The 19,989-nt window shown below is 70.9% G+C and carries 23 protein-coding genes; 17 read left to right on the top strand and 6 right to left on the bottom strand.

Annotated features, from left to right (window positions below):
- Window positions 1–15: 15 nt before the first annotated feature.
- Window positions 16–666, top strand: a complete 651-nt coding sequence (locus ACIPSE_RS14640) for a TetR/AcrR family transcriptional regulator (protein ID WP_401662216.1) — start codon at window positions 16–18, stop codon at window positions 664–666.
- A gap of 118 nt (window positions 667–784) precedes the next feature.
- A complete protein-coding gene (locus ACIPSE_RS14635; protein ID WP_401662213.1) occupies window positions 785–1,576 on the top strand; it encodes a DUF4239 domain-containing protein in 792 nt (263 codons plus the stop codon).
- Between the two features lie 18 nt (window positions 1,577–1,594).
- Here the strand turns inward: ACIPSE_RS14635 and ACIPSE_RS14630 are convergent, their stop codons facing one another.
- A complete protein-coding gene (locus tag ACIPSE_RS14630; protein WP_401662211.1) occupies window positions 1,595–1,909 on the bottom strand; it encodes an SCO4225 family membrane protein in 315 nt (104 codons plus the stop codon).
- Window positions 1,910–2,081: 172 nt separating this feature from the next.
- On the opposite strand from ACIPSE_RS14630, the gene ACIPSE_RS14625 reads away from it, so the two are divergent.
- A complete protein-coding gene (locus ACIPSE_RS14625; RefSeq protein ID WP_401663095.1) occupies window positions 2,082–2,372 on the top strand; it encodes a DUF3303 family protein in 291 nt (96 codons plus the stop codon).
- Between the two features lie 16 nt (window positions 2,373–2,388).
- On the opposite strand, the gene ACIPSE_RS14620 is transcribed toward ACIPSE_RS14625, so the two are convergent.
- The 3 genes from ACIPSE_RS14620 to ACIPSE_RS14610 form a co-directional block, all read right to left on the bottom strand.
- A complete protein-coding gene (locus ACIPSE_RS14620) occupies window positions 2,389–3,039 on the bottom strand; it encodes a hypothetical protein (protein WP_401662209.1) in 651 nt (216 codons plus the stop codon).
- Window positions 3,040–3,148: 109 nt separating this feature from the next.
- Window positions 3,149–3,853, bottom strand: a complete 705-nt coding sequence (locus tag ACIPSE_RS14615) for a GntR family transcriptional regulator (RefSeq protein WP_401662206.1) — start codon at window positions 3,851–3,853, stop codon at window positions 3,149–3,151.
- Between the two features lie 104 nt (window positions 3,854–3,957).
- Complete coding sequence (locus ACIPSE_RS14610) at window positions 3,958–5,313, bottom strand: aspartate aminotransferase family protein (RefSeq protein WP_401662203.1); 1,356 nt, start codon at window positions 5,311–5,313, stop codon at window positions 3,958–3,960.
- 258 nt (window positions 5,314–5,571) lie between these two features.
- Between ACIPSE_RS14610 and ACIPSE_RS14605 the strand changes: the two genes are divergently transcribed.
- Both ACIPSE_RS14605 and ACIPSE_RS14600 read left to right on the top strand, forming a co-directional pair.
- Window positions 5,572–7,374 (top strand): serine/threonine-protein kinase, encoded by a 1,803-nt coding sequence (locus ACIPSE_RS14605; RefSeq protein WP_401662200.1) that lies wholly within the window; start codon window positions 5,572–5,574, stop codon window positions 7,372–7,374.
- 82 nt (window positions 7,375–7,456) lie between these two features.
- Window positions 7,457–8,959, top strand: coding sequence for a PstS family phosphate ABC transporter substrate-binding protein (locus ACIPSE_RS14600; protein ID WP_401662197.1), 1,503 nt, complete (start codon window positions 7,457–7,459; stop codon window positions 8,957–8,959).
- A gap of 22 nt (window positions 8,960–8,981) precedes the next feature.
- On the opposite strand, the gene ACIPSE_RS14595 is transcribed toward ACIPSE_RS14600, so the two are convergent.
- Complete coding sequence (locus tag ACIPSE_RS14595; protein WP_401662194.1) at window positions 8,982–9,737, bottom strand: SLATT domain-containing protein; 756 nt, start codon at window positions 9,735–9,737, stop codon at window positions 8,982–8,984.
- Between the two features lie 323 nt (window positions 9,738–10,060).
- Between ACIPSE_RS14595 and ACIPSE_RS14590 the strand changes: the two genes are divergently transcribed.
- From ACIPSE_RS14590 to ACIPSE_RS14550, 9 genes are all read left to right on the top strand, one after another.
- Window positions 10,061–10,408 carry a YbaB/EbfC family nucleoid-associated protein gene (locus ACIPSE_RS14590; RefSeq protein WP_401662192.1) on the top strand — a complete coding sequence of 116 codons (348 nt, stop codon included), beginning with the start codon at window positions 10,061–10,063 and terminating at the stop codon, window positions 10,406–10,408.
- Between the two features lie 57 nt (window positions 10,409–10,465).
- Window positions 10,466–11,065, top strand: coding sequence for a recombination mediator RecR (gene recR / locus ACIPSE_RS14585; protein ID WP_234512258.1), 600 nt, complete (start codon window positions 10,466–10,468; stop codon window positions 11,063–11,065).
- The gene (locus tag ACIPSE_RS14580) at window positions 11,058–11,717 is read left to right on the top strand and encodes a DUF5063 domain-containing protein (RefSeq protein WP_401662189.1); all 660 of its coding nucleotides are present in this window, start codon (window positions 11,058–11,060) and stop codon (window positions 11,715–11,717) included. The genes recR and ACIPSE_RS14580 overlap by 8 nt, the downstream gene beginning before the upstream one ends.
- A 165-nt stretch (window positions 11,718–11,882) precedes the next feature.
- The gene (locus ACIPSE_RS14575) at window positions 11,883–12,662 is read left to right on the top strand and encodes a helix-turn-helix domain-containing protein (protein ID WP_401662186.1); all 780 of its coding nucleotides are present in this window, start codon (window positions 11,883–11,885) and stop codon (window positions 12,660–12,662) included.
- Window positions 12,659–12,841, top strand: coding sequence for a DUF397 domain-containing protein (locus ACIPSE_RS14570; RefSeq protein ID WP_401662183.1), 183 nt, complete (start codon window positions 12,659–12,661; stop codon window positions 12,839–12,841). Before ACIPSE_RS14575 ends, ACIPSE_RS14570 begins: the two co-directional genes overlap by 4 nt.
- Before the next feature lie 19 nt (window positions 12,842–12,860).
- A complete protein-coding gene (locus ACIPSE_RS14565; protein WP_401662181.1) occupies window positions 12,861–13,313 on the top strand; it encodes a cytidine deaminase in 453 nt (150 codons plus the stop codon).
- A gap of 116 nt (window positions 13,314–13,429) precedes the next feature.
- Window positions 13,430–13,612: a DUF397 domain-containing protein gene (locus ACIPSE_RS14560; protein WP_401662178.1), complete on the top strand. Its 183-nt coding sequence runs from the start codon at window positions 13,430–13,432 to the stop codon at window positions 13,610–13,612.
- A 294-nt stretch (window positions 13,613–13,906) separates the two neighbouring features.
- Window positions 13,907–14,851, top strand: a complete 945-nt coding sequence (locus ACIPSE_RS14555) for a hypothetical protein (RefSeq protein ID WP_401662175.1) — start codon at window positions 13,907–13,909, stop codon at window positions 14,849–14,851.
- Window positions 14,852–14,901: 50 nt separating this feature from the next.
- Entirely contained in the window at window positions 14,902–15,480 is a 579-nt protein-coding gene (locus ACIPSE_RS14550; protein WP_401662173.1) for a Uma2 family endonuclease, read from the top strand.
- A gap of 6 nt (window positions 15,481–15,486) precedes the next feature.
- Here ACIPSE_RS14550 and ACIPSE_RS14545 read toward each other — a convergent pair whose 3' ends face one another.
- Window positions 15,487–16,224: a sulfite exporter TauE/SafE family protein gene (locus ACIPSE_RS14545; protein WP_401662170.1), complete on the bottom strand. Its 738-nt coding sequence runs from the start codon at window positions 16,222–16,224 to the stop codon at window positions 15,487–15,489.
- 246 nt (window positions 16,225–16,470) lie between these two features.
- Here ACIPSE_RS14545 and ACIPSE_RS14540 point away from each other — a divergent pair, with 246 nt between their 5' ends.
- The 3 genes from ACIPSE_RS14540 to ACIPSE_RS14530 all read left to right on the top strand — a co-directional run bounded on the left by ACIPSE_RS14540 (window position 16,471) and on the right by ACIPSE_RS14530 (window position 19,908).
- Window positions 16,471–17,748 carry an aspartate kinase gene (locus tag ACIPSE_RS14540; RefSeq protein ID WP_401662167.1) on the top strand — a complete coding sequence of 426 codons (1,278 nt, stop codon included), beginning with the start codon at window positions 16,471–16,473 and terminating at the stop codon, window positions 17,746–17,748.
- Window positions 17,748–18,806 (top strand): aspartate-semialdehyde dehydrogenase, encoded by a 1,059-nt coding sequence (locus ACIPSE_RS14535; RefSeq protein ID WP_401662164.1) that lies wholly within the window; start codon window positions 17,748–17,750, stop codon window positions 18,804–18,806. The genes ACIPSE_RS14540 and ACIPSE_RS14535 overlap by 1 nt, the downstream gene beginning before the upstream one ends.
- Window positions 18,807–19,233: 427 nt before the next feature.
- Window positions 19,234–19,908: a SigE family RNA polymerase sigma factor gene (locus tag ACIPSE_RS14530; RefSeq protein WP_401662161.1), complete on the top strand. Its 675-nt coding sequence runs from the start codon at window positions 19,234–19,236 to the stop codon at window positions 19,906–19,908.
- Window positions 19,909–19,989: the final 81 nt, after the last annotated feature.

The raw sequence follows: 19,989 nt of genomic DNA, 5'->3' as shown, positions 1-19,989 counted from the left end.
TGATAACCTCTAACAATGGTGAACGAAGAGAAGGCGACTCCGCGGGAGCGCTACCGCGCCCAGGTCCGCGCCGAGGTCAAGGCGCACGCGTGGGAGCAGATCGCGACGGCGGGGGCGTCCGCGCTCTCCCTCAACGCCATCGCCAAGAAGATGGGGATGAGCGGTCCCGCGCTGTACCGCTACTTCGCCAGCCGCGACGACCTGATCACCGAACTGGTCCGGGACGCCTACCGCAGCCTCGCCGACACCCTCCGCGCGGCGGCGGCGTCCGGCCCCGCCCCCGACCCCGCCGTCCTGGCCCACGCCCTGCGCGAATGGGCCCTGGCCGACCCGCAGCGGTACTTCCTCGTCTACGGCACCCCCGTGCCCGGCTATCACGCGCCGGACGACATCACCGGCATCGCCCGCGAGATCATGGAAACCCTCCTCGACGCCTGCGTGACGTCGGCGCCCGCCCCCACGACCCCGTTCGACAAGCACCTCGCCTCCCACCGCCAGTGGGCCGCCGACCATCCCGCCCCGCCCCGGATCCTGCACCGCGCGCTCACCTTCTGGACCCGCCTGCACGGCCTGCTCTCCCTCGAACTCGCGGGCCACTTCACGGGGATGGGCTTCGACGCGGGCCTGCTGTTCGAGGCGGAACTGGACGAGCTGCTGCGCGGCTGAGCGGGGCGGGGCCGGGCGGGGCGCGGCCACTCGGTGGTGTGAACTTCCCCCGTAATGGCGGCAATCGTCACCCTGCGCGTGCTTTTGGGGTGTTGCGGCCGATCTAGACTCCGCGCACATGTCCCTATGGCTGCTCAACCACTTCAGCTCGTTCACCCTGGCCGTCGTCATCGTCGGCGGAACCGCGCTCCTGGCCGTCACGGGGAGCCTGCTGCTGCGCCGCAGGTACCCGTCGCTGGCGGCGGGCGAGCACAACGAGATGGTCGGGGTGACGCTGGGGATGTTCGGGGCGATCTACGGGATCATCCTGGCGTTCGTGATCGTCACCCTGTGGACGCAGCTGGACGACACCCAGACCGTCGTCGCCACGGAGGCCACCGACGCGGCGCTCATCGCCCGGGACGCGGCGGCCTTCCCCGCGCCGGTGCGGGCGCGACTGGACGAGGCGATGAGCGGGTACGTGCACGCGGTCGTCGAGGACCAGTGGCCCAGGATGCGCGAGGGTCGGCCCGGTTACGGGGCGACGGAGACCCATCTCCGGTCGGCGTTCGAGGTGCTCCAGGCGTACGACCCGAGGACCCGGACGGAGCAGGTCTTCTACGAGCAGGCCGTCGGACATCTCGACGACGTGGCCTCGCAGCGCCGCGCCCGGCTCACCATGGCCCGGCAGGAACTCCCGCCGCTGCTCCAGGTGCTGGCCGTCGGCGGCGCGCTGATCCTGGTCCCGCTCACGTTCCTGTACGGCATGCGCAAGCTCCGGGTGCAGTTGCTGTTCGTCGCCTCGGTCGCCGGGCTCGTCGGGTTCAGCCTGCTCCTGGTCGTCGTCCTGGACCGCCCCTTCGCCGGCGATCTGAACGTCAGCCCGGCCCCGTACAAGGAGGGAGCGCTCGCCCGGTACTGGGTGAAGTGAGGCCGTGGGGAGGCGGGTTCAGGCGGTGCCCGGTCCGGTGCGGCGCGCGAGGTAGCCGTTGAGCTGCCGGTACCCCTGTCCGAGCACCGCCGCCTGGACGACCGCCCCGATCACGACCCCGGTCCACGCGAGCGGCGCCGGAAGCATCACGAAGAGCAGCGAGGTCGGCGCGGTGACCAGGAAGGCCCACACCCCGGCGAGGCTCACCCCCGCGTGCTCGACGAACAGCACGTCCACCGCGGCCCACACCGACACGGCCGCCACGATCCCGAGGTAGCCGAGGGCGACGGGGGTGCGCAGGGCCGGGACGAGGGACGAACGTATGCCGCTCATGGGAGTGCCTCCTGGGACCGGGTCGGTGCTCTTCGTGGCCTCCACGATGGCGTCCGGGCGCGGTCGTCCGCCTGAGTAGCCGTACTCAGCTTCGCCCGCCCGGGTACCCGGGCGGGAACGGGATTACGCTGTATGCGTACGCGTATGCACCGAGGAGAAGAAGGTGAGTGCGATGCGCGTGATGCTGAGGGCGACCCTGGACACGGCGAAGGCCAACGAGGTTCTGGGCAGCGGCAAGATGCAGGACCTGATGGCCGAGATGATGGAGCACATCAAGCCGGAGGCCGCGTACTTCGGCCCCGCGGGCGGGCGGCGGACCTGCTTCCTCGTCTTCGACATGCAGGAGAGCGCGGACCTTCCCCCGATCGGCGAACCGTTCTTCTCCCAGCTCGACGCGGAGGTCGAGATCTTCCCGGTCATGAACGCCGAGGACCTGAGGACGGGCCTGTCCCGGCTCCACTGAGCCCGGCCGGGCCCGGTCAGCTGAAGATGATCATCGAGCCCTGGGCCAGGCTGCGGGTCGCCGCCGCGTGCAGACCCAGCCAGACGTGCCGTTCCCGGGCGAAGGGGCTCGGGTCGTACGGGGCGGGGACGGCCGGTTCCTCCAGCTCGGTCGGGGCGAGCGGGGCCTGCGGCGGGGTGGGCGGGTTGGCGGCGTCGATGCCGATCGACGCGGCCACCAGCTCCAGTTCGCGCAGCAGGGTCTGCGAGGAGCCCAAGGGGCCGCCGCCCGCGAGGAGTTCGTCGTTGGCCAGCGGGTGCGGGAAGTCGACGGGGACGTACGCCCCGGCGTGGTCGTAGTGCCAGACCAGATGCGACTGCTGGGCCGTCGACTCGAACATCTCCAGCAACTGCTCGTAGTCGCCGCCCAGTTCGTCGACCGGGGTCACCGGCAGACCGCACACCTGCAACAGGTAGGCGCGGCGCAGGAAGTGCAGCGCGTCGTAGTCGAAGCCCGCCACCGGGGCGACCTCGCCGGACAGGCCCGGCATGTACTGGTACACCGGCACCGGCGGCAGCCCGGACTCGGCGAGCACCTTGTTGTACTGGGCGAGTTCCTCGGCGAACGGATTGTCCGGCGTGTGGCACAACACGTCGACGAGCGGTACCAGCCACAGGTCACAGGCCAAAAGAGGGCTCCTCGGGTCGGTCAGGACGTCCGGCCGCATCGCTGGGCGTAGCCATGCGGTCTGGGAAGCGTAATCGCTGCCGTGCCCCAAGGCCTCCCCCCGGTCGGGGTCAGCTCGTTGTCAGCCGCTCGATGACCGAGAGGGAGTGGGTGTTGTACGCCGCGACGATCGCCCGCGCCTCACCGGTGTCCCGCAGCACCAGCGCGTCGACCAGGTCGGTGTGCCCGGACCACAGCTCGCCCCGCAGGTCGGTCAGCATCCGCAGATGCTGCACCGCGCACACCCAGGACTGCACGCGCAGCCGGTGCAGGAAGTCGGAGAGGTAGGTGTTGCCGAACAGGGCGCCCAACTCCCGCCAGAAACGCAGGTCGTAGCCGATCAGCACGGTCAGGTCGCCGGCCAGGGCCGCCCGCTGGGCCTCCTCGGCGCGGCGCCGCACCCCGGCGAGGGCCGCCGCGATCCGCGGGTCGTCGGGGTTGTCCTTCAGGCCCCGGTGGCCGTCGTCCAGGGCCTGGAACATGCCGTCGGTGACGAGGCGGCGCGCCTCGACTATGCCGCGGTAGTCGGCCATGGAGTACTCGTGGACCCGGAAGCCGCGGTGCTGGTCCGCCTCCAGCAGACCCTGCGCGGACAGGTCGACGAGCGCCTCGCGGACCGGGGTCGCGGAGACCCCGTACTGCTCGGCGATCTCCTTGACCGTGAATTCCTGACCGGGTTGCAGCCGTCCGGCCAGCACCTCGTCGCGAAGCGCGTCGGCGATCTGCTGCCGCAGGGTGCTGCGGGTCACGGCGCCGCTGCCGCTGCTGCCGGACATGGTCGGCTGTCTCCTCCGAGGCGTTGGGGTGGCGTGCACGTATATGTCTACGAGCACGCCACCTTACGCGTTCGGCATTTCGCCGCTCATTTCCGGAGCAGGGGTCACACGGTGTGTTCGTCCGCCACGGTCAGCGCCGCGTCCAGGGCCGCGAAGCCCTCCTTCAGCTCGGCCTCGGAGACGTTGCAGGGCGGCACGACATGGGTGCGGTTCATGTTGATGAACGGCCACAGGCCGTGCCGCTTCGCGGCGGCGCCGAAGGCCGCCATCGGCGCGTTCGCCTCGCCGGCCGCGTTGTACGGCACGAGGGGCTCGCGGGTCTCCTTGTCCTTGACGAGGTCCAGCGCCCAGAACATGCCGACGCCGCGCACCTCGCCGACCGAGGGGTGCCGTTCCGCCAGCTCGCGCAGGGCGGGACCGACGACCGTCTCGCCGAGCGTGCGGGCGTTCTCGACGACGCCCTCCTCCGCCATGGCGTTGATGGTCGCGACGGCGGCGGCGCAGGCCAGCGGGTGCCCGGAGTAGGTGAGGCCGCCGGGGTAGGGGCGCCGGGCGAAGGTCTCGGCGATCGCGCCGGAGATCGCGACGCCGCCGAGCGGCACGTATCCGCTGTTCACGCCCTTGGCGAAGGTGATCAGGTCGGGCGTCACGTCGTACAGGTCGGCCGCGAACCACTCGCCGGTGCGGCCGAAGCCGGCCATGACCTCGTCCAGGATCAGGACGATGCCGTACCGGTCGCACAGCTCGCGGACGCCGGCGAGGTAGCCGGGCGGCGGGACCATGATCCCCGCGGTGCCCGGGATCGTCTCCAGGACGATCGCGGCGACGGTGGCGGGACCCTCGAAGACGATCGTCGTCTCCAGGTGCTCCAGCGCCCGCGCGCACTCCTGCTCCTCCGTCTCGGCGTAGAAGCGCGAGCGGTACAGGTAGGGCGCCCAGAAGTGGACGACCCCGGCGGAGGCGCTGTCGGAGGCCCAGCGGCGCGGGTCGCCGGTGAGGTTGATCGCCTGCTGGGTGCCGCCGTGGTAGGAGCGGTACGCCGAGAGGACCTTCGGGCGGCCCGTGTGCAGCCGGGCCATGCGCAGCGCGTGCTCGTTGGCGTCGGCGCCGCCGTTGGTGAAGAAGATCTTGTCCAGGTCGCCGGGTGTCCGCTCCGCGATCAGCCGGGCCGCCTCCGAGCGCGCCTCGACGGCGAAGGCCGGCGCGAACGTCGTCATCCGGGCCGCCTGCTCCTGGATCGCCGCGACGACCTTCGGGTGCTGGTAGCCGATGTTCGTGTAGACGAGGCCGCTGGTGAAGTCGAGATAGCGCCGGCCGTCGTAGTCCCAGAAGTACGACCCCTCCGCACCGGCGACGGCGAGCGGGTCGATGAGCTCCTGGGCGGACCAGGAGTGGAAGACATGCGCACGGTCCGCGGCCTTCACTGCCGCGCCGGCCTCGGGGTCTGGCTGAGGGGTCATGGCGCCGAGCGTAGAAGTCCGCGATCCGGAAAAGGTATGGGCGTCCTGTCTGCGCTCGGAGGCTTTACGCGACAGGTTGTCGCGTGTCGGACGGCGGGGTCGGCGCGGCGCCGGGCGGGGCCCCGGGGCCGGGGCCGGGTCCGCCGGAGGTGCCCGGTCCGCCTGTTACGGAACCGTCGACGGTGGGGCGTCCGGCGGGTCGGGGCGGCGCACTATCGTGGGCCCGACGCACAGGCACGTATCGGGGGAGGGCCTGCGATGGAGAGGCTGGGGGCCGGGGACCCGCCGCGGATCGGGGCGTACAGGCTGCTGGCGCGGCTCGGGGCCGGCGGGATGGGGCAGGTGTACCTCGCGCGTTCGGAGCGGGGCCGTACCGTCGCCGTGAAGCTGGTGCGTGAGGAGCTCGCCGCGCAGGAGGAGTTCCGGGACCGGTTCCGGCAGGAGGTGCGGGCCGCCCGGCAGGTCGGCGGGTACTGGACCGCGCCCGTGCTGGACGCCGACACCGAGGCCGCGGTGCCGTGGGTGGCCACCGGGTACGTCGCCGGGCCGAGCCTCCAGCGGGTGGTGGGGCATGACCACGGGGCGCTGCCCGAGCGGTCGGTGCGGATCATGGCGGCGGGTCTGGCGGGCGCGCTGGAGGACATCCATGCCGCCGGGATCGTGCACCGGGACCTGAAGCCGTCCAACGTGCTCGTCACCATCGACGGCCCCCGGGTGATCGACTTCGGGATCGCCCGGGCCCTGGAGACCGTCACCGACGGCGGCCTCACCCGTACCGGCGCCCTCGTCGGTTCCCCCGGGTTCATGGCGCCCGAGCAGGTGCGCGGCGACCGCATCACGCCCGCCTGCGACGTCTTCTGCCTCGGCTCCGTGCTCGCCTACGCGGCGACCGGCCGGCTGCCCTTCGGGACGGGCGGGAGCGGCGTGCACGCGCTGATGTTCCGCATCGCCCAGGAGGAACCCGACCTCACGGGCGTGCCCGAGGGCCTCGCCGACCTCGTACGGGACTGTCTGAGGAAGGATCCGGCGGCGCGGCCGAGCCTCGCGCAGGTGCGGGCGCGCACCGGGGCCTCGGACACGGTGGCCGACGGACGCTCCCGCGATCCGTGGCTGCCCAGCGCGCTGGTGGCCCAACTCGGGCGGCACGCCGTGCGGTTGCTGGACACCGAGGACCCGGAGGGGGCGGTGGACGAGGAGACCTCGCCGGAGCACGCGCCCGTCGCCGAGGACCCCTCGGGGGTGCCGGTCGCGGCCCCGCCGCCGCAGCAGCCGCCCACGGTGCCGGCGGCCGGTCATCCCCCGGCGCAGGCGCCCGCGCTCGCCCCCACGCCGGTCGCCCACCCCGCCTACGGCTATCCGCAGCAGCACCCTCAGCCGTACCCCCCGCACCCTCAGCAGCAGTCCTGGGCACCCCCGCCCGCGTACAACCCGTACGGCGGAGGCGGGCCCGGTGTGACGCAGCCGTACGGGCCCGGGGCCGCCCCGCAGCCCTCCGGCCGCAGCGGCCGGACCACCGCCGCCCTGATCGCGGTGGCGCTCGTCGTCGCGCTCGGCGCGGGCGGTTCCGTGTACGCGCTGATGAGCAGCGGCGACGAGGACCGCGGTGACGGCAAGGGCGGGGGCGACCGCACACCCGTGGCGAGCGCGCCGACCACGCCCGGGCCGACGTCCCCGACGCCCACGCCGTCCCCCACCCCGACCACCTCGGCACCCGCCGAAGGGGCCGTGCCCGAGGGGTACTTGGGCACCTGGGCGGCGTCGATCGACAACGCGGACGGCCATCACACCCGTCAACTCACCGTCCAGGAGGGCGAGGTGGGGGACACGGTGCTCTCGCTCGTCGCGGACGGCCCCGACTACCACTGTGTGTTCCAGGCCGCGCTCACCGAAGAGCCCTCCGCCGAGGGGCCGTTGGAGATCGGCCCGTCCACGGTGAGCGTCGGCGAGCCCGCCTCCTCGTGCAGCCCCGGCGGGGCCTCCCGGATCACCCTGCTCTCCGACGGCACGCTGGAACGCGTCAACAGCGGCACCGGGGAGAAACTGGCGTACACCCGGCAGTGAGCCGTCCCGCTCCGGTTGAACGTACGGCGAACTTTCGCCCGCGGGCCGTCGCACGGCCGTGCGACGGCCGCACGATCGACCCGTGGACTGGCTGAACGCGGAGAACCTGGTGGCCGTCGGCACGGCGGTGCTCGGCATCGCCGCCTCCGGGGTGATGGTCTGGTACGAGCGGCGGGTGCCGCGCCGCAAACGGATCGGGTACCGCGTCCAGATGGACGCCCCGGTCGGCGACGACATCCGCCTGGGCCGGGCCAACGTACGGCTCGGCCTGTTCAGCGAGGCCCCGATGATGGCGGACGCCACCCTCGTGCTGATCCGGGTCGAGAACGACGGCTCGCAGGGCGTCGACCGCGACGACTACACGAGCCCCACCACGCACGGACTGACCGCGGTCTTCACCGACCGCACGATCATGGGCGTCTCGGTCACCCAGCCCAGCGACCGCGACCACCTCATGGACCACTTCACGCCCGAACGCGGCTTCGGCTACGAGGACAACCGGCTGCGCATCCCGCGCGTCCCGCTCAACCGCGGCGACCACTACAAGCTGCTGGTGCTGCTGTCCGGCGGCGCGGTGGGCCGGGACGTCCGGCTGATGGGCGGGCTGCGCGAGGGCGTCGTCCACCCCAACCGCAGCGCCACCCCCGACGAGACGCCGCCCCTGCTCAGCGGCCCGGCACGGATCTTCACCGCGCTGCTCACGCTCTCCGTGGTCGTGCTCGCCGGGATCATCCTCGCCGGGGACGACAGCCGTCCGCCGCTCGGCTGCGAGACGGGCAGCCTCAGGATCGCCGGTTCGACGGCGTTCGCGCCCGTGGTGACGACCCTCGCGAAGGAGTACGAGAAGGACTGCGAGGGCGCCGACATCACCGTGGACGCACGCGGCAGCGAGGCCGGGGTCGCCGAACTCGCCGCCGCCGAGGGCGAGTCGGAGGTCATCGCGTTCTCCGACGGCGCCATGGGCGACCGGCTCGGCCTGCACGGCGAGAAGGTCGCCCTGTCGGCCTTCACGCTCGTCGTCAACGACGGCGTACGGCTCGGCGCGGACGGCCTCACCCGTGCGCAGGTGCGGCGCCTGTACAGCGGCGACGTCACCCGCTGGCGGCAGCTCGACCCCGCCCTGCCCGACCTCCCCGTCGTCCTGGTCAGCCGGGACGCCGACTCCGGCACCCGCCAGACCTTCCAGCAGCGGGTGCTGGGCACCTGGGAGCGGGTGCCCAGCACGTCCCTGGACTGCCTGCGCAAGGACGACCGGTCCGCGGCCGTCGTGCGCTGCGAACTCGGCTCCACCCAGGAGGTGCTGGACAAGGTCGCGGCGGTGCCCGGCGCCGTCGGCTACAGCGAGACGACCCTCGCCGCGGGCGAGAACGGCGTGCGCACGGTCCCCCTCGACGGGGTCGCCCCCTCCGTGCGGACGGACCGCTATCCGTACCGGGGCGTCGAGTACGCCTACACCTACCGCGCGCCGAAGCCCGGTTCGCTCACCGCGGCCTTCCTCGCCTACCTGGACGAGACGACCAGCCAGGACGTCATCCGGGAGAAGGGCCACCTGCCCTGCGCACGCGAGGAGGAGCTGTGCGGGTAGCGGCCCGGGCGGACGGAGCGGCTCAGCGGGGCTCGGGCGGCCTCTGCCGGGGCATGTTGGGCCGGGTCCCGTTCTGCGGCGGCAGCGGGAACCGTCCCGGCACCGCCACCCCGTCCTGACCGCGCCCGCCGCCGCTGACGGCGGCCTGGATGCCGAGGGGCGCCGACCCGGTGCGGAACTCCACCATCCAGTCCGCGGTCTCCACCCGCACCAGCTCCGTCACGTCCTCGGAGAACCTCCGCAGCACCGCGAGGCATCGTTCCGCCGCCTCACCGGCGGTGCCGTCCGTGGGGCCGAGCACCTCCCGCACGCTCTCCGAGGCCCAGTCGAACTGGAGCACCTGGAGCCGCCGCTGCACGGCCTGCGCGGTCGCCACGTCCCTTATCCAGCCGGACGTGACGCCGAAGAACCGGTCGACGGCCACGCACGCGACCGCGATCATCAGCGCCAGATACCCCCAGGGGGCGACCCCGCCGACGACACCGGTCAGGTCGAGCAGGGGCAGCGCCGCGCCGGTGGCGGCTCCCGCCGCGGCCCCGGCGCGCAGCGCGCGAGCGCCCCGCCGCTTCCAGACCCGGTCGGTGAGGTACCAGGACGCCGTCTCCAGCGCCCCGCTCTCCACCCACCGGTACAGCTCGTCCAGGCGGAGCGCGGGCTCGCCCCAGTCACCGAGCGGAAACGTGCGCCCCGCCAGATCGCCGGCCCGCGGCCCGGCCGCCGCCTCCTCGCCCCGCCCGTCCTGAGGCGGACCCTCGGGCTGCATCTCCGGCTGACCCACCCGGCACTCCCTCCACGACCGATCACGTACCCCTCGCGCGCCCATCACGCTGCGTCATGCGCGTGTGACGCATGATGCCGACGTGCCGGACCTTTCCTACCTCCCAATGGGTGGCGAAGAGATGGGTTTCGCTCCTTTTCCGCCCGGAAGTGGGGCTTGATCAGGTATAGGACTCGACGTCATCTCACTCGAAAGAGTGCTGGGGCGACGGCTGCGTCGAGCACGTAGGCTCAGCACAGAGCACGAAGCGGACGAAGACGCAGAACCAGAACGCGGACCGAGAACGCGGAACCAGAACGCCGATCTGAGATTGGGAGCTGATCGTGATCCCCGGTGGTGGCCAGCCCAATATGCAGCAGCTGCTTCAGCAGGCCCAGAAGATGCAGCAGGACCTGGCGAACGCGCAGGAGGAACTGGCGCGGACCGAGGTCGAGGGCCAGGCGGGCGGCGGCCTGGTGAAGGCGACGGTGACCGGCGCCGGTGAGCTCAGGGCGCTGAGGATCGACCCGAAGGCGGTGGACCCGGACGACACCGAGACCCTCGCCGACCTGGTCGTCGCGGCCGTGCAGGCGGCCAACGAGAACGCCCAGAACCTCCAGCAGCAGAAGCTGGGCCCGCTGGCCCAGGGGCTGGGCGGCGGCGGCAGCGGTATCCCCGGTCTGCCTTTCTAATCAGGGCGTTCGCCGACTACCGTACGTACCCAAGGCACCCAGGAAGGACGGCAGTCCGTGTACGAAGGCGTGGTCCAGGACCTCATCGACGAGTTGGGGCGGCTGCCCGGCGTCGGTCCCAAGAGCGCGCAGCGGATCGCCTTCCACATCCTTCAGGCGGAACCCACGGACGTACGGCGTCTCGCGCAGGCTCTCCTCGAAGTGAAGGCGAAGGTCCGCTTCTGCGCGACCTGCGGGAACGTGGCGCAGGAGGAGCTGTGCGGCATCTGCCGCGACGCGCGCCGCGACCTGTCGGTCATCTGCGTGGTCGAGGAGCCGAAGGACGTGGTGGCGATCGAGCGGACCAGGGAGTTCCGTGGCCGCTACCACGTGCTCGGCGGGGCGATCAGCCCCATCGAAGGGGTGGGACCGGACGACCTGCGGATACGAGAACTTCTCGCGCGGCTGGCCGACGGGACGGTCACGGAACTGATCCTGGCCACGGATCCGAACCTGGAGGGCGAGGCCACGGCCACGTACCTCGCCCGCATGATCAAGCCCATGGGCCTCAAGGTCACCCGCCTGGCCAGCGGCCTCCCGGTGGGTGGCGACCTGGAATACGCGGACGAGGTGACCCTCGGCCGCGCCTTCGAGGGGAGACGACTCCTAGATGTCTGACGCCACGCTGCACGCGACCAGCCAGAACCCGGACGACTTCGCCGTCCAGATCGCGGACCAGATCGAGAGCTTCCTGGTGGCGGTGACGGAGGTGGCCAAGGGCGACGAGCCCGAGGCGGCCGTTCCCTTCCTCCTCCTGGAGGTCTCCCAGCTGCTCCTCGCCGGCGGCCGTCTCGGCGCCCACGAGGACATCGTCCCCGACGAGCGCTACGAGCCCGACCTGGGCCCGGAGGGCGACGTGGACGAGCTGCGCGAGAACCTCGCCCGCATCCTGGAGCCGATCGACGTCTACTCCGAGGTCTTCGACCCGTACGCGCCCCGTACGGCACCGGTCCCGGCGCGCATCTCCGACGACCTCACGGACGTCATCACCGACCTGCGCCACGGCATGGCCCACTACCGCTCGGGCCGCACCACCGAGGCCCTGTGGTGGTGGCAGTTCTCCTACTTCTCCAACTGGGGCACGACGGCCTCGGCGACCCTGCGCGCCCTGCACTCCGTCCTGGCCCACGTCCGCCTCAACCAGCCCTTGGAGGAGCTGGACGGCCTCGACACCGACCAGTCCGTCGGCGACGAGACGCTGGAGTTCGAGGCGGGCCGGGTGATGGCGGAGGAGATCGCGGGCCCGCTGGGCCTGCGCCCGGCGAAGTAACCGGCTCACTTCGTACGGCGCGGGGCGCGGCGATCAGGCCGCGCCCCGCGCGCCCGGCCTACACCTCCAGCGTCGTCCACAGCTTCGCCGCCTCCACGAACGGTGCCGTGTCCGTCGGAGGTGCGTCCTGTGTCAGGTCGGTACAACTCCCCCTCGCCGGCGCCGGTGGCCTGGCGCTACAGCGGCAACCAGCTCAAGCGCTGGCGTACCAAGGCGAGCGTCAGCCGTGAGGAACTGGCCGCCGCCTCCAACTACTCACCGGACACGATCAAGGCCATGGAACAGGGCGTACGGATGCCGACGCCACGCGTGCTGGACGTCGCCGACGAGCTGTGCGGGGCGCAGGGCATGCTGAGCTCGGCCAAGGAGTACTTGCAGCGGGAGAAGTTCCCGAAGCGGGCGCAGGACTTCATGGAACGGGAGGGGGAGGCCATCAGCCTCTGGTCCTACGAAGCCATGTACATCCCGGGCCTGTTGCAGACAGAGGCCTATGCGAGGGCTCTGATCGAGAACCACGTCCCGCCTCTCGACGACGAGACGGTGGAGCAGCGGATCGCCGCGCGCATGGAAAGGCAGTCCATCCTCACCGGACAGAAGCCCCCAGTGGGGCTGAGCTTCGTCCTCTACGAGGCGGTTCTGCGTCCTCCCCAGGTGGACGGGGAGCAGTTGCGGCACCTGCTGGAGGTGTCCCGTCTGCGTAACGTCGTCGTGCAGGTGCTGTTGTTCGAACAGGTCGTCCCCGCCGCCCTCATGGGGCCGATGGTGTTGCTGGAGACGCGAGATCACGAGCGATTCGCCTTTGTGGAAGGCCCGTTCGCCAGTGAACTCTTGGCCGATCCGGACGTTGTCAATCGGGCATCCGAGCGACTTAGCATGATCCGCACGCAGGCGCTCAGCCCTGTCGAGTCGGCCTGTCTCATCGAGCGGATGGTGGATCAGCCATGAGCGACCAGTTGAAGTGGTTCAAGTCGAGCTACAGCGACTCCGAGGGAGGCAACTGCGTCGAGGTCGCGTTCGCCACCGCGATCCACATCCGGGACTCCAAGTTCCCCTCCAGCCCCGAGCTCCAGGTCCCCGCCCCCGTCTGGTCGGCGTTCATCGCCGCAGTTCAGCCCGGGGCTTGAGCCCAGAGCCTGAAACAGCATGAAGGCGGAGAAGACGACCACACAGACCGACCGCGTCGACCACGAGCTGATCTGGGCAGCGGCGCACGTCGCGGCCACACGCTGCCAGGGCGACAACCACACCATGGCGGCTGCGGCCCGCGCCCGAGACGGCCGGATCATCACCGCGGTGAACGCCTACCACTTCACCGGAGGCCCCTGCGCGGAGCTGGTCCTCATCGGCGCTGCTGCCGCCCAGGGCGCCTACCACCTGGACACCATCGTCGCCATGGGCGACCGTGACCGAGGCGTCGTGCCCCCATGCGGCCGCTGCCGCCAGGTACTACTTGACTACTTCCCAGCCCTGAAGGTCATCGTCGGGACAAGCGACGGCCTCCGGATGGCACCCGTAACCGACCTGCTTCCCGAAAGCTACATCTGGGCGGACCACCAGCTCGACGCTGGGGAGAGCGCACCACTCAGCACGAGCTGACGCCCCAGGCGGCGACAGGGCAAACGTTGCCTGCTACGGCATTGGCATGATCCGCACGCAGGCGTTCGGCCTTGCCCAGTCGGCCTGCTTCATCGAACGGATGGTGGATCAGTCAAATGAGTGACCAGCTGAAGTGGTTCAAGTCGAGCTACAGCGACAACGAGGGCGGCGACTGCGTCGAGGTCGCGTTCGCCACCGCGATCCACGTCCGGGACTCCAAGCTCCCGACCGGCCCCGAGCTCCACATCCCCGCACCCGCCTGGTCGGCGTTCATCGCCGCAGTTCAGCCCGGGGCTTGAGCCCCGAGCCCCGAGCTCTTCCATGGGGTTCTGGTTTTGGGTTTGGTTGAAATTCCAACCCAACTGACCAAGTTTGAACCGGAGTTAGGGAGCCATACCTCGAATGGGTGACGTTCCGTGACCGGCTTGCGTTGCAGCGTGAAACCGCTCTAGGTTCGCCGCAAACACCAGCAAATAGTTCGACCCCGGTCGGTGCGCCAACACCGGCTCCGGGGCCTGACCTACCATCGAATACGAGGTTCGATCGTGGCTGACGCCCAGCCTAGCCCCGCTCTCCCCTCCCCGTCCCACCCGATGGCCAAAACGGGTTACGGGAAGCGCCCCGCAGGTGACGAAGACCCGCACGCCGAAACGGACTTCGCACATCTGAGCCCCCGTGAGCGCGAGATCGCAGTCTTCGTCGACCATCTCGAAGAGGGCCACGCGATGGGCTACAAGGCGATCGCGGCGGCACACCCGATGTACGGCCAGCAGGCGGTCCGCTCCGCGATGGGCCGCATCACCCTCGCCGGTCATCTGCGCTGGATCAAGGAGCACATCACCGTCGAGGACAACTCGATGCGGTGGGTGACCCGGACGTACTGGTCGCGAACGCCCAGGTCACCGGAGTGGTGGGCGGACTTCGTACGGGACCGGGACGGCAAGGACGTGACCGAGGACCACCTGCCGGGACTGGCCCGTGCGGAGGACCGGCCGTCGGAGCCGGACGAACCGCTCGCCGAAGAGCCCAGCGAGGCCTACCGGACCCTCGCCGACGTGCAGTCCGTCGACTCCCGTATGCCGCTCTCCGAGCAGGACTGCCAGAACCTCGAACACCTCGTCGTCCGGTGGCTGGACCTCGGTGCCACGCCCCAGGAGATCACCCAGGCCCTGACCGACGGGCTCCCGTCGGTCGTCAGCAACCCGGGCGGACTCGCCCGTACCCGGTTGGAGACCAAGATGCCCCCGAAGAAGGCGAAGATCCGGCAGAAGCCCGCCCGCCGCGCCCGTGTGACCCGCGCCCTCATGGCCTGCGGCCTCTGCGACGCCGACGAGCGGACGGCCGAGATCGTGAACGGGCTGTGCGGCGAGTGCCTGGCGTTGGTCGAGGCGGACGGGCCGGTGTATGTCCACCAGAACCCGGTTCCCCGCACGTTCCTCCCCGCCCAGCGCGACGGCGGCGCGCTGCCGGGTGCCGACGAGGTCATCGACGTCACCGACCGCGTGGACGCGCTTCGCCGCGCGGCGGGGTTGTTGTGAGGGTGCGGGAAACGGCGGCCGGGGCAGTATGGGGTCGAGGAGGCGACGCCATGACCCCCAGGATCGAAGACCGGCCGCAGATGTCCGTCGAGGAGTTCGAGGAACTGGAACGCCGTGCCCCGGACACCGTGCGGCTGGAGTTCATCAAGGGGAAGGTCCAGGTCAAGGGCGTGCCGGACGGCAACCACAGTGAGATCTACATGTGGCTTCTGGAACAGTGCATGCGGTTGCGCCCTGACCTCCGCCTCCATCCCGAGCGGGGCCTCAAGACGGAGTCGTACCGGAAGGGACGCGCCCGGGCGGACGCGGTACTGGTTCCCAGGCGAAGCCTCAAGGGGCATGGAGAGTGGTCCGAGGCCGAAGGGGTGCTCATGGCCGTAGAGATCACCTCGTACGACTCCGACACCAACCAGCGCGACCGCATCGACAAACCCGACGGCTACGCCGCCGCAGGCATCCCCGTCTACCTCCTCGTCGACCGCGACGACTGCACCGTCACCGTCTTCACCGAACCGAAGGACGGCCGCTACCGCCGTCAGCTCAACGAACCCTTCGGCGCCACCCTCACGCTCCCCGACCCGGTGGACATCAGCCTCGACACCGAGCCCCTCAAGGAGTTCGCGGACTGACCGCGGTCACCACATTCCCCACAGCCCCTTGCCCAGGGTCGTGATCCCGCCCGTCAGGGCCAGCAGCAGGACCAGGGTGCGGGCCCGCCGCTCGGGGACCCGGGAGGCGAGCGCCCTGCCGATGAGGCCGCCCACGGACATCGCCGCGAGCACCGCGACCCACCTCGGAGGGCTCAGCTGCGGCAGCCCGTTCGCCGCCACGGAGAAGACGTTGACGAACACGCCGTAGAACATCGCGTTCGGCACGAACTCCCGTACCGTCCATCCCGCGTTGAGGGCGTAGAGGGAGACCGGCGGGCCGCCGACCCCCGCCGCCGCGTTCATGAAACCGCCGGTGGCACCCGCCGCCACCGCGCCCTTGGTCCCGCCCAGGGCGGGCACCCGCAGCCCCCGCATGACCAGCAGGACAGCGCAGGTGACGAGCCCGCCCATCAGGAGCAGCAGCCACGCCTGGGGGAGGTGCCGGGTCGTCCAGGCGCCCGCCGGCACCGTGCAGGCCGCCGCCGCGCAGAGCGGGAGCATCGCGGCGGGGCGGACGAGGCGCCAGCCGCTCGCGAGGCCCACCAGGCAGATCGCCCCGGACGCGCAGTTGGCGAGCACGACGCCCTGCGCCGGGCCGAGCAGCAGGATCAGCGCCGGTACGGAGACCAGCGCGAAGCCCATGCCGGTGAGCCACTGCACGGAGGAGCCGAGCAGCACGATCGCGGTGAGCAGGACGTCGCCGGGCCAGCCGTTGGTCGTCATGATCACGCATCCTCCGCCATCCGGGCGGGCCGCGACAGGGCTGCGACAGGGGCGCGTGGGCGGCCGTCCGCGCACGTCCGAACGCCCCCCGGAAACCCCCGCTGTGACGCTCCGCACTTTTCCCGGCGTTCATTCCTGGGCATGCGCTGACCTGGGCGCCGGGATCTCACGATGCGATACCGCGGAGGCGATATTCGGGCGCTCGTTAAACTGAGCCGACACACACGGACTGAGCGAGGAGCGCACGTGGGCCTTGTCGTGCAGAAGTACGGAGGCTCCTCCGTAGCCGATGCCGAGGGCATCAAGCGCGTCGCCAAGCGGATCGTGGAAGCGAAGAAGAACGGCCACCAGGTGGTCGTCGTCGTTTCCGCGATGGGCGACACGACGGACGAGCTGATCGATCTCGCCGAGCAGGTATCCCCGATGCCTGCCGGGCGTGAGTTCGACATGCTGCTGACCGCCGGAGAGCGTATCTCCATGGCCCTGCTGGCCATGGCGATCAAAAACCTGGGCCACGAGGCCCAGAGCTTCACCGGCAGCCAGGCAGGCGTCATCACCGACTCGGTCCACAACAAAGCCCGGATCATCGACGTCACGCCCGGCCGTATCCGCGACTCCCTGGACAAGGGCAACATCGCGATCGTCGCCGGGTTCCAGGGCGTCAGCCAGGACAAGAAGGACATCACCACGCTGGGCCGCGGCGGTTCCGACACCACCGCCGTCGCGCTGGCCGCCGCCCTCGACGCGGAGGTCTGCGAGATCTACACCGACGTCGACGGTGTGTTCACCGCCGACCCGCGGGTGGTGAAGAAGGCGAAGAAGATCGACTGGATCGCCTTCGAGGACATGCTGGAACTCGCGGCCTCCGGTTCCAAGGTGCTCCTCCACCGCTGTGTGGAGTACGCCCGCCGCTACAACATCCCGATCCACGTCCGGTCCAGCTTCAGCGGGCTCCAGGGCACCTGGGTCAGCAGTGAGCCCATCAATCAGGGAGACAAGCCGGTGGAGCAGGCCATCATCTCTGGTGTCGCGCACGACACCTCCGAGGCCAAGATCACGGTCGTCGGCGTGCCCGACAAGCCGGGCGAGGCCGCCACGATCTTCCGTGCGATCTCGGACGCCGAGATCAACATCGACATGATCGTGCAGAACGTGTCCGCCGCGTCCACCGGTCTGACGGACATCTCCTTCACCCTCCCCAAGGCCGAGGGCCGCAAGGCCATCGACGCCCTGGAGAAGCGCAAGGACGGCATCGGCTTCGACTCGCTGCGCTACGACGACCAGATCGGCAAGATCTCCCTCGTCGGCGCCGGGATGAAGACCAACCCCGGGGTCACCGCCGCGTTCTTCGAGGCGCTCTCCGAGGCCGGTGTGAACATCGAGCTGATCTCGACCTCCGAGATCCGCATCTCGGTCGTCACCCGTGCCGACGACGTCAACGAGGCCGTGCGCGCCGTGCACAGCGCCTTCGGACTCGACTCCGACAGCGACGAGGCCGTCGTCTACGGAGGCACCGGACGCTGATGGCGGGAACCGACCGACCGACGCTCGCGGTCGTGGGGGCGACCGGTGCCGTCGGCACGGTCATGCTCCAGATCCTGTCCCAGCACGCGGACATCTGGGGCGAGATCCGACTCGTCGCCTCCCCGCGCTCGGCCGGCCGCAAGCTGGCCGTGCGCGGCGAGGAGGTCGAGGTCACGGCCCTGACGGAGGACGCCTTCGACGGGGTCGACGTCGCCATGTTCGACGTGCCCGACGACGTCGCCGCGCGCTGGGCCCCCGTCGCCGCGGCCAAGGGTGCCGTCGTCGTGGACAACTCGGGCGCCTTCCGGATGGACCCGGAGGTGCCCCTGGTGGTGCCCGAGGTCAATCCGCACGCCGCCCGGGTCCGGCCGCGCGGGATCATCGCCAACCCCAACTGCACGACCCTGTCGATGATCGTGGCCCTCGGCGCCCTGCACGCCGAGTTCGGGCTGCGCGAGCTGGTCGTCTCCTCGTACCAGGCGGTCAGCGGTGCGGGCCGGGACGGCGTCGAGACGCTGCGCCGGCAGCTGAACCTCGTCGCGGGCACGGAGCTGGGCACCCACCCCGGGGACGTGCGCCGCGCCGTCGGCGACGACACCGGGCCCTTCCCCGAGCCCGTCGCGCTGAACGTCGTCCCGTGGGCCGGGTCGCTGCGCGAGGACGGCTGGTCCTCGGAGGAGATGAAGGTGCGGGACGAGACCCGCAAGATCCTCGGGCTGTCCGGCCTGCCCGTCGCCGTCACCTGCGTCCGGGTGCCGGTGATCACCACGCACTCCCTGACCGTCCACGCCCGCTTCCAGGGCGAGGTCACCGTCGACGGGGCGCGCGAGATCCTCGCGACCGCGCCGGGCGTCGTCCTGTTCGACAACCCCGCCGCCGGGGAGTTCCCCACCCCCGCCGACGTCGTCGGCACCGACCCGACCTGGGTGGGCCGGGTGCGCCGGGCGCTCGACGACCCCACCGCCCTCGAACTGTTCGTCTGCGGCGACAACCTGCGCAAGGGCGCCGCCCTGAACACCGCTCAGATCGCCGAGCTCGTCGCCCGCGAACTGGTCTGACAAACCGGACACGACGGCCGCCGGGTCTCCGGCGGCCACTCCTCCCCGCCGAAAAACCCCTGGCCCGGGAAGCGCGCCTTTGTAGGATCTTTCAGAAAACTGTGGCGCGCGCGATGGCCTGGACCACTTGATCCGAGCCGTCTCCGCGACCGAAAATTTGCTCTCCGCTCTCCGCAACCGCGTGACGGGCGGGGAGCGTCTTTGCGAACGCCCTTCAGGGGGTGCGCGGATGCTTGAACGGGCGTGGGGACGTCCGGATCCTTCAGGACACAGGGGAAGAGCGGGTAGGCATGAGGGCGCTTGACGCAGGGTCGGTTGTGCTGCCTGACACCAGACGGTCGGCCGGGTCACGGGGGGCGGCGGAGTCCGGCGCGAACGTGACGCCCGGCACGTACAACCCTCATGGGGTCAGCGGTGTCCAACAGGCGTGGCAGAGGTTCTCGAGTTCAGTTCGGCACGCGGCGGTACGGCCCTCCGGCCCCGCCCGGCGGGCCTGCGACCCCGCATGCCCGGCGCGTCCGGCGGCATGCCGGTGATCGCGCCCATGCCCGCAGCGCGGCCCGCCCGCATACCCGGTCAGCGTGACGGTGCGGAGGAGGCCGTCACGGCCGGCACCACCGTCGACCACCTCACCGAGACCTACCGGGCGCACTACAGCTCGCTGCTGCGGCTGGCCGCCCTCCTCCTCGACGACACCGCGTCCTGCGAGGACGTCGTGCAGGAGGCGTTCATCCGCGTCCACTCCGCGCGCAAGCGGGTCCGGGACCGCGAGAAGACCCTCGCCTATCTGCGCCAGACGGTCGTCAACCTGTCCCGCTCCGCGCTGCGCCGCCGCATCCTCGGCCTGAAGCTGCTCTCCAAGCCGATGCCGGACATGGCGAGCGCCGAAGAGGGCGCCTACGACCAGCTGGAGCGCGACTCCCTCATCAAGGCGATGAAGGGCCTCCAGCGCCGCCAGCGCGAGGTCCTCGTCCTGCGCTACTTCGCGGACATGACGGAGGCGCAGGTCGCCGAGACGCTCGGGATATCCCTCGGCTCGGTCAAGGCGTACGGCTCCCGCGGTATCGCCGCCCTGCGCGTCGCCATGGAGGCGACGGCATGAGCGAGGACCGGGACGGACGGCCGCAGGACGTTCCCCACGAGCACGAACCGGGAACGGACGAGCAGCACCATCCGAAGCAAT

Source organism: Streptomyces sp. NPDC090106 (genome assembly GCF_044747265.1).
Classification (GTDB): Bacteria; Actinomycetota; Actinomycetes; order Streptomycetales; family Streptomycetaceae; genus Streptomyces.
Note: the sequence above shows the minus strand (reverse complement) of the source record. Positions and strands in the feature narration are given on the sequence as shown.